Source organism: Burkholderia sp. KCJ3K979 (assembly GCF_016759955.1).
GTDB lineage: Bacteria > Pseudomonadota > Gammaproteobacteria > Burkholderiales > Burkholderiaceae > Burkholderia > Burkholderia orbicola.
In genome coordinates this window covers 1-8,010 of the sequence record NZ_JACFYV010000270.1, presented here as the reverse complement: position 1 = coordinate 8,010, position 8,010 = coordinate 1, and the positions used below count along the sequence as shown (strand labels likewise).

The following is an 8,010-nucleotide window of genomic DNA, read 5'->3' as shown; positions in this document are numbered from 1 at the left end:
GCCGGGATCGCGGGCGGCGCGGGTGACGAGCAGGACGCCGGCCGGATTTTGACGCAAAATAGCGTCCAACAACCCCTGGAAAACGTGTGGATGTCACGCATCTTATTGCGCGCCCGCGATCCCGGCAACCCGGGGCCGCGCAACGGCGCCATCGATCGGCCCGGTTCACATAATCGGGATACGATCGATATTTTCCGTATTCGCTCATGAGACTCACCGACTACACCGACTATTCGCTGCGCGTGATGCTGTACCTGGCGGTGCGCGGCGAAGGGCTCGCGACGATCCAGGAGATCTCGGACGCCTACGGCATCTCGAAGAACCATCTGATGAAAGTCGTCCAGCAGCTCGGCGAGCTGGGCTGGGTCGACACCGTGCGCGGCCGCAACGGCGGGCTGCGGCTGTTCGCCGATTCGCTGCAACTGACGGTCGGCGAGGTCGTGCGGGCCACCGAAAACGACTTCGCGCTGGTCGGCTGCTTTTCGGCCGACGGCGTCGAGTCGCGCGGCTGCGTGATCGAGCCGCAGTGCCGGTTGAAGGGCGTGCTGGCGGCCGCGCGCGATGCCTTCTTCGCGGAGCTCGATCGTCATACGCTCGGCGAACTGGCCGAGCCTGCATCGCCGCTCGCGTCGCTGCTCGGCATCCGTCCGGCCGTGCTCGTGCGTGCCGCGCCGGTGCAGGACGAAGCGCAGGCAGCCGAGCCGGCGTCCAAGACCCACTGACACGCGGGCGTCCCGCGCGCCCATCCCGTCGCGCCCTCCGGACCGTTTTCAGGCGATCCGGCAATTTTTGCGCTGAATCAACCCGAATTTCGCTTGAAAGCCGCATAACCATCCTCATCTTGGTGTTAATCGAAAATTGGAGGTCTCGACTAAATGAGAATCGACAAGCTCACCACCAAGTTCCAGGAAGCACTCGCGGACGCGCAAAGCCTCGCGGCAGGCCGCGACAATCAATACATCGAACCCGTTCACGTGCTCGCGGCACTGGTCGCGCAGCAGGACGGCTCTGCCCGCTCGCTGATGTCGCGCGCGGGCGTTCACGTGCAGGCGCTGCAAGGCGCGCTGAACGAAGCCATTTCGCGCCTGCCGCAAGTGACGGGCACGGGCGGCGACATCCAGATCGGCCGTGAACTCGCCGGGCTGCTGAACCAGGCCGACAAGGAAGCGCAGAAGCTCAACGACACGTTCATCGCGAGCGAGATGTTCCTGCTCGCCGTGTCCGACGACAAGGGCGACGCCGGCAAGCTCGCGCGCCAGCACGGCCTCACGCGCAAGTCGCTCGAAGCCGCGATCGCCGCGGTGCGCGGCGGCTCGCAGGTGCACAGCCAGGATGCGGAAAGCCAGCGCGAGGCGCTGAAGAAATACACGGTCGACCTGACCGAGCGCGCCCGCGCGGGCAAGCTCGATCCGGTGATCGGCCGCGACGACGAAATCCGTCGCTCGATCCAGATCCTGCAGCGCCGCACCAAGAACAACCCGGTGCTGATCGGCGAGCCGGGCGTCGGCAAGACCGCGATCGTCGAAGGGCTCGCGCAGCGGATCGTCAACGGCGAAGTGCCCGAGACGCTGAAGGGCAAGCGCGTGCTGTCGCTCGACATGGCCGCGCTGCTCGCCGGCGCGAAGTATCGCGGCGAGTTCGAGGAGCGCCTGAAGGCGGTGCTCAACGACATCGCGAAGGACGAAGGCCAGACGATCGTCTTCATCGACGAAATCCACACGATGGTCGGCGCGGGCAAGGCCGAAGGCGCGATGGATGCAGGCAACATGCTGAAGCCGGCGCTGTCGCGCGGCGAACTGCACTGCATCGGCGCGACCACGCTCGACGAATACCGCAAGTACATCGAGAAGGACGCCGCGCTCGAACGGCGCTTCCAGAAGGTGCTCGTCGACGAGCCGAGCGTCGAGGCGACGATCGCGATCCTGCGCGGGCTGCAGGAGAAGTACGAACTGCACCACGGTGTCGACATCACCGACCCGGCGATCGTCGCCGCGGCCGAGCTGTCGCATCGCTACATCACCGACCGCTTCTTGCCCGACAAGGCCATCGACCTGATCGACGAAGCCGCTTCGAAGATCAAGATGGAAATCGATTCGAAGCCCGAAGAGATGGACAAGCTCGACCGTCGTCTGATCCAGCTGAAGATCGAGCGCGAAGCCGTGAAGAAGGAGCAGGACGAAGCGTCGCAGAAGCGCCTGCAGCTGATCGAGGAAGAGATCGACCGCCTCGGCCGCGAATATGCGGACCTGGAAGAGATCTGGACCGCCGAGAAGGCCGCGGTGCAGGGCAGCGCGCAGCTCAAGGAAGAGATCGAGAAGGTGCGGGCGGATATCGCGCGCCTGCAGCGTGAAGGCAAGCTCGAGAAGGTCGCCGAGCTGCAGTACGGCAAGCTGCCGCAGCTCGAGGCCCAGCTGAAGCAGGTCACGCAGGCCGAAGAGCAGGAGCAGCACAACCCGACGCGCCCGCGCCTGCTGCGCACGCAGGTCGGCGCCGAGGAAATCGCGGAAGTCGTGTCGCGTTCGACGGGCATTCCCGTGTCGCGGATGATGCAGGGCGAACGCGAGAAGCTGCTGCACATCGAGGAAAAGCTGCACGAGCGCGTGGTCGGCCAGGACGAGGCGATCAGCGCGGTGGCCGATGCGATCCGTCGTTCGCGCGCGGGTCTCGCCGATCCGAACCGTCCGTACGGCTCGTTCCTGTTCCTCGGCCCGACGGGGGTCGGCAAGACCGAACTGTGCAAGGCGCTGGCGTCGTTCCTGTTCGATTCGGAAGAACACCTGATCCGCATCGACATGAGCGAGTTCATGGAGAAGCACAGCGTCGCGCGACTGATCGGCGCGCCGCCGGGCTACGTCGGCTACGAGGAAGGCGGCTACCTGACGGAAGCCGTGCGTCGCAAGCCGTACAGCGTGATCCTGCTCGACGAGATCGAGAAGGCGCATCCGGACGTGTTCAACGTGCTGCTGCAGGTGCTCGACGACGGCCGCATGACGGACGGGCAGGGGCGCACGGTCGACTTCAAGAACACGGTCATCGTGATGACGTCGAACCTCGGCTCGCAGGTGATTCAGGCGATGACGGGCGCGCCGCAGGACGAGATCAAGGACGCGGTGTGGCTCGAGGTGAAGCAGCATTTCCGCCCCGAGTTCCTGAACCGGATCGACGACGTCGTGGTGTTCCATGCACTCGACCGGAGCAACATCGAGTCGATCGCGAAGATCCAGCTGGCGCGCCTGCACGACCGGCTCGCGAAGCTGGACATGGCGCTCGACGTGTCGCCCGCGGCGCTCGAACAGATCGCGAAGGTCGGCTACGATCCGGTGTTCGGTGCGCGGCCGCTGAAGCGCGCGATCCAGCAGGAGATCGAGAATCCGGTCGCGAAGCTGATCCTCGCGGGCCGCTTCGGTCCGAAGGACGTGATTCCGGTCGACGTCAACGACGGCCAGTTCGTGTTCGACCGCGTCGTGCACTGATCGCCTGCCATCGGCAGCGCGCCCGGTTCGCACCGGGCGCAAAAGCAAACACCCCGCCTCGGCGGGGTGTTTGCATATGGAGCGGCCGAAACCGCTATGCCGGATGCCGGCCGCTGCGCGGCGGGCTTACGCCTGCTTGTTGCCGCCGAACATGCCGGCAAGCTGCGTGAGCGTGCCGAGCACGTTCGACGTGTCCACCTGGCCGCTGGCCGGCACTTCACCGTTCGGCGTCGCGCCGTTGACGACGTGCGGCAGCACCTGCGCGAGGATCGACGACGCCTGCGACGGATCGATGCCGACCTTGCTCGCGAGCGAGCCGACGACGTCCGAGCCGAGCACGTTCTGCAGCGTGTCCGGCGAGATCGGCTGGTTTTCGCCGGTGCCGACCCACGAACCGATGATCTCGCCGGCGCCGCCGGCCTTGAACTTCTCGATCAGCCCGTTCAGGCCGCCCGGCTGGTTGTTGATGAATTCGAGCGCGGTCGTGATCAGCGCGCTTTGCGAGTTGCCGCCGGCCTGGCCGCCGATCAGACCGCCAACGATGTCGAGGAGACCCATGGTTCTTCACCTTCACTGAAAAGGGCGCCGTGACGACGGCGCCCGTTGAACGAATGCCGCGCGCACGCCGTCGCGCGCGCGGCGCACATCAGGCGCCCGACGCCGCGGCGGCGGAGGCTGCCTTGTCCTTCTTGCTCTTCTTCTTCGAACCCTTCGTCGCCTTCGTGGACGACGCGGCCGCCGGTGCGCTCGCACCCGCGTCGGCGGATGCCGCTGCCGCCGCTGCCGCCTTTTCCTTCTTCGATGCGCGCTTGGTCTTGGCCGGCTTGGCGGCCGCGTCCGGTGCGCTAGCCGTCGGCGCGGGCGCCGCGGTCGTCGTGCCGGCCGTCGCGGTCGTGGACGTCGCGGCGGTGCCTGCCGACGTCGTGGTCGACGTGGTCGCGGACGTCGTCGCGGCCGGTTTCGACAGCTTCACGCCCTTCGGCGGCGTCGACGCGCCGCCGATCGTCAGGCCGTTTTCCTCGAGATGCCCGACCGACTTGGTACCGAGGCCCTTCACGCGGTTCGCGAGATCGTCGGCGTCCTTGAACGGGCCGTTCTTGGTGCGTTCGTCGATGATCGCCTTCGACTTCACGGGCCCGAGCCCCTTCACGGATTCGAGCGCGGCCTGGTCGGCCGTGTTGACTTCGACGGCCGCGGCAAGGCCTGCGGCAAGCGACAGCGATAGCGCGACGAACAGCATCAGCAGCTTTTTCAGCATGGCAAAGGCTCCCTGGTTCTGACGGATGAATGGTTGTTGCAACGGACGGCGACGTGCGAGTTGGCCGGGCGTCGCGTTAAGCATAGGACAAATGCGTGCCCTTTTTGAGACAGGCTGACCGAATCTTGCTGAAGGCTTGCGGTGCTGTAAAGGCCGAACCCGGTGCCGGGCGTCGATTTTGACGATTCTTTACGGTGTCGCCGGCGTATTGCGAGGGGCGCGCGGAAAAACGCCGCACTGGCCGTCAGGCGGGGCTTGACTTAGAGTGAACTCTAACTCCTAACCTTGTTCCTGCCATGTCGAAAACCGTATCCCAACCCTCCGCCGCCGGTCCGCTGACGATCGGGCAAGTCGCCGAACTGACGGGCGTGTCGACGCACACGCTGCGGTATTACGAGCAGGCCGGGCTGCTGCGCGCGATCTCTCGCACGGCGGCCGGGCACCGGCTCTATGCGCCGGCCGACCTTGACTGGCTGGCCTTCGTGATGCGCCTGAAGGCGACCGGCATGCCGATCGCGCAGATGCAGGCGTTCGCGGTGCTGCGCGAGCAGGGCGAGTCGACGTTCGGCGCGCGGCGCGACTTGCTGGTCGCGCATCGCGACGCGGTGCGTGCGCATATCGCGGAGCTGCAGGCGAGCCTCGACGCGATCGGCGACAAGATCGCGTACTACGAGGCGCGGGAACGGGAAACGGAACGACGGGCGAAACCCTCTCACTCTTTATCGGAACAGGACGGACACGATGGAACGACTCGTTGAGGATCGCTACACGCGCGGCTTGAACAAGCTCAAGGAAATCGACGGCGAAGCGGGCGAACGCGTGATCGCGGCGCTCGCGCCGATCGCGCCGGACTTTGGGCGGCTCTTGGTCGAATTCAGCTTCGGCGACATCTACAGCCGGCCGCAGCTCGACCTGAAGGCGCGCGAAATCGCGACGATCGCCGCGCTGGCCGCGCTCGGCAACGCGCAGCCGCAACTGAAGGTGCATATCGAGGCTGCGCTGAACGTCGGCTGCACGCGCGACGAGATCGTCGAGGTGTTCATGCAGATGGCCGTGTATGCGGGGATGCCCGCCGCACTCAACGCGTTGTTCGCCGCGCACGAGGTGTTCACGCGGCGCGACGAAGCGGCCGGCGTGACGGACCACCCGAACGAAGCGGCCGGGCAGCCCGCATGACCAGGCGTGCGCCCGTGCGTCACGCGCGGTGCGGCGCGACGATCCGGTACTTCGCGATGCGCCGGTACAGCGTCGCGCGCGACATGCCGAGCGCCCGGGCGGCCGCGTCGGGCCGCCAGCGATGCGTGGTGAGCGCGGCGACGATGCGGCCGCGTTCGTCGTCGGGCAGCGCGCCCGCCGGGGCGCCGCCGAGTTGCGCGGCGAGGTCGGTCGGCAGGTCGCGCCGCGTCACGCACGCGGCGTCGCACACCGCGCACGCATAGCGCAGCACGTTGCGCAGTTGCCGCACGTTGCCCGGCCATGGATACGCGGCGAGCTGTTCGGCGAGCGTCGCGTCGAGCGTGAGCACGTGGCCGGTCGCCTGCGCTTCCTCGGCGAACACGGCGGCGATCACGTCGCGCACGTCCGCGCGTTCGCGCAGCGGCGGCAGGTCGAACGTCGCGCCGCTCAGCCGGTAGTACAGATCTTCGCGGAACGTGCCGTCGGCCACCATCCGCGCGAGATCGCGGTGCGTCGCGCAGATCACGTCGAGATCGACGCGCACGGGCGTATCGCTGCCGAGCGGCACGACCTCGCCGTCGGCCAGGACGCGCAACAGGCGCGTCTGCAGCGCGAGCGGCATGTCGCCGATTTCATCGAGAAACAGCGTGCCGCCATCGGCGAGCGCGATCTTGCCGCGCGCGCCGTGCTTGCGTGCGCCGGTGAACGCGCCGGCCGCATAACCGAACAGTTCGCTCTCGATCAGCGCTTCCGGCAGCGCGCCGCAGTTGACGGCGACGAACGGCCGCGCGCGCCGTGCGCCGGCGTCGTGGATCGCGCGGGCGAACACTTCCTTGCCCGCGCCGGTTTCGCCGAGCACGAGAATCGGCAGCCGCTTGCTCGCGACGCGCAGCGCGAGTTCGGCCTGTTGCGCGATGCGCGCGTCGCTGCTGTGCAGGAACGGCGTCAGCGCGCCGACGTGACGCGGCGCGGTGGTGCCCGGGCGGCGCGATGCCGCGGCCGGTTCACGGCCGACGCGTCGTAGCGGCGCGCGCAGCCGTGCGTAGAGCGGGGCGCCGGTCGCGCGCACCCGCAGCGCGACGATGGCATCGAGCCGCGCCGCATCGCGCAGCGGCATCTCGGTCGCGTCGAAGATTTCGTCGATATGGCGCGGCTCGCGCAGCGCCGGCAGCGCATCGCGCGCGTGCCGGTTCGCGGCGACGATGTTGCCGCATTCGTCGAACGCGATCAGCCACTCCGGTTGCGCCTCGACGTAGTGACGGTTCGGATGCCCGAACAATATCCAGTGCTGCGCGGTGCTGTGCACGAAGTAGCCGTCCTCGATCAGCGCCGCGCTCTGCCGCACGAGCTGGTAGACGAGGCGCTGGCTGTCGCGGCCGTCGGGCGAATGCACGGCCGACGCGTCGAGCACGCCGATCAGTTCGCCGCCCGGCGAGAAGATCGGCGCCGCGCTGCACGTGAGCGTCGTGAACGCCGCGCGAAAGTGATCGGTCTTGTGCACGGTGATCGGCGCGAGATCGGTCAGCACGCTCGCGACCCCGCAGGTTCCTTCCTCGCTTTCCGACCAGCACGAGCCGATGTGCAGCCCCGCGTGACGGAAGTCGTTGCGGCGTTCGCGGTCGATCCGGTAGTCGATCGTCACGCCGTGCGCGTCGGTCAGCATCACGCAGTAGTCGGCGACGCGGATCATGTCGTGCAGCCGCGTCAGGCACTGGCCCGACGCGCGCAGGAAGGCTTCTTCCTTGTCGCGCACTTCGCGCAGTTCGGCCGCGGTCAGCACGCGCGGGCCGATCGACGAAGCGGGGTCGAGACGGTAGCGCTCCAGCGACCGTTGCCACGACGACACGAGACGCGCGGAGTCCGCCGGCGCGGGCAGGCGTCCGGCGAGCGCGCCGAGGACACGATCGGCGTGCTGGGCCTGGGGGACGGCATAGGGCATGGTCGGCTCCGGTTCCGTACGGCGGGGATGTCGCTGTTCTTGTAGCACATCCGGTCCCGCGGATCACATTGCATCGCAGCACGCGGCGCGCGTGAGACGGTCGTCTCACCGGTGTCGCGCTGTGTCTCGCGCGGTTGAGACGGCCGCATGCGTGGCGTGCGGCG

General features: G+C 67.7%; 8 protein-coding genes. 5 read left to right on the top strand and 3 right to left on the bottom strand.

Translation table 11 applies throughout. The features are described 5' to 3' along the window. The 3 genes from H3O04_RS32000 to clpB form a co-directional block, all read left to right on the top strand. A partial coding sequence (locus H3O04_RS32000) for a hypothetical protein (protein ID WP_202589217.1) occupies positions 1–210 on the top strand: 210 nt, incomplete at its 5' end. Continuing rightward, positions 207–722: an Rrf2 family transcriptional regulator gene (locus H3O04_RS31995; RefSeq protein ID WP_011549664.1), complete on the top strand. Its 516-nt coding sequence runs from the start codon at positions 207–209 to the stop codon at positions 720–722. The genes H3O04_RS32000 and H3O04_RS31995, both read left to right, overlap by 4 nt. A gap of 153 nt (positions 723–875) precedes the next feature. Further along, positions 876–3,473: an ATP-dependent chaperone ClpB gene (gene clpB, locus H3O04_RS31990; RefSeq protein ID WP_011549665.1), complete on the top strand. Its 2,598-nt coding sequence runs from the start codon at positions 876–878 to the stop codon at positions 3,471–3,473. Between the two features lie 126 nt (positions 3,474–3,599). Here clpB and H3O04_RS31985 read toward each other — a convergent pair whose 3' ends face one another. Further along, a complete protein-coding gene (locus tag H3O04_RS31985) occupies positions 3,600–4,031 on the bottom strand; it encodes a YidB family protein (RefSeq protein WP_006478647.1) in 432 nt (143 codons plus the stop codon). Positions 4,032–4,119: 88 nt separating this feature from the next. Beyond that, positions 4,120–4,731 (bottom strand): ComEA family DNA-binding protein, encoded by a 612-nt coding sequence (locus H3O04_RS31980; RefSeq protein WP_202589216.1) that lies wholly within the window; start codon positions 4,729–4,731, stop codon positions 4,120–4,122. Positions 4,732–5,027: 296 nt separating this feature from the next. Between H3O04_RS31980 and H3O04_RS31975 the strand changes: the two genes are divergently transcribed. Both H3O04_RS31975 and H3O04_RS31970 read left to right on the top strand, forming a co-directional pair. Next, positions 5,028–5,489, top strand: a complete 462-nt coding sequence (locus H3O04_RS31975) for a MerR family transcriptional regulator (RefSeq protein WP_006478649.1) — start codon at positions 5,028–5,030, stop codon at positions 5,487–5,489. Further along, positions 5,473–5,907, top strand: coding sequence for a carboxymuconolactone decarboxylase family protein (locus H3O04_RS31970; protein ID WP_006478650.1), 435 nt, complete (start codon positions 5,473–5,475; stop codon positions 5,905–5,907). Before H3O04_RS31975 ends, H3O04_RS31970 begins: the two co-directional genes overlap by 17 nt. A gap of 19 nt (positions 5,908–5,926) precedes the next feature. Here the strand turns inward: H3O04_RS31970 and H3O04_RS31965 are convergent, their stop codons facing one another. Next, positions 5,927–7,846 carry a sigma-54-dependent Fis family transcriptional regulator gene (locus H3O04_RS31965; protein WP_034174543.1) on the bottom strand — a complete coding sequence of 640 codons (1,920 nt, stop codon included), beginning with the start codon at positions 7,844–7,846 and terminating at the stop codon, positions 5,927–5,929. Positions 7,847–8,010: the final 164 nt, after the last annotated feature.

Bases quoted from the DNA above. Each gene is read 5' to 3' on its own strand.
- H3O04_RS31995 (WP_011549664.1), top strand. From the start codon at position 207: ATGAGACTCACCGACTACACCGACTATTCGCTGCGCGTGATGCTGTAC.
- clpB (WP_011549665.1), top strand. From the start codon at position 876: ATGAGAATCGACAAGCTCACCACCAAGTTCCAGGAAGCACTCGCGGAC.
- H3O04_RS31985 (WP_006478647.1), bottom strand. From the start codon at position 4,031: ATGGGTCTCCTCGACATCGTTGGCGGTCTGATCGGCGGCCAGGCCGGC.
- H3O04_RS31980 (WP_202589216.1), bottom strand. From the start codon at position 4,731: ATGCTGAAAAAGCTGCTGATGCTGTTCGTCGCGCTATCGCTGTCGCTT.
- H3O04_RS31975 (WP_006478649.1), top strand. From the start codon at position 5,028: ATGTCGAAAACCGTATCCCAACCCTCCGCCGCCGGTCCGCTGACGATC.
- H3O04_RS31970 (WP_006478650.1), top strand. From the start codon at position 5,473: ATGGAACGACTCGTTGAGGATCGCTACACGCGCGGCTTGAACAAGCTC.
- H3O04_RS31965 (WP_034174543.1), bottom strand. From the start codon at position 7,846: ATGCCCTATGCCGTCCCCCAGGCCCAGCACGCCGATCGTGTCCTCGGC.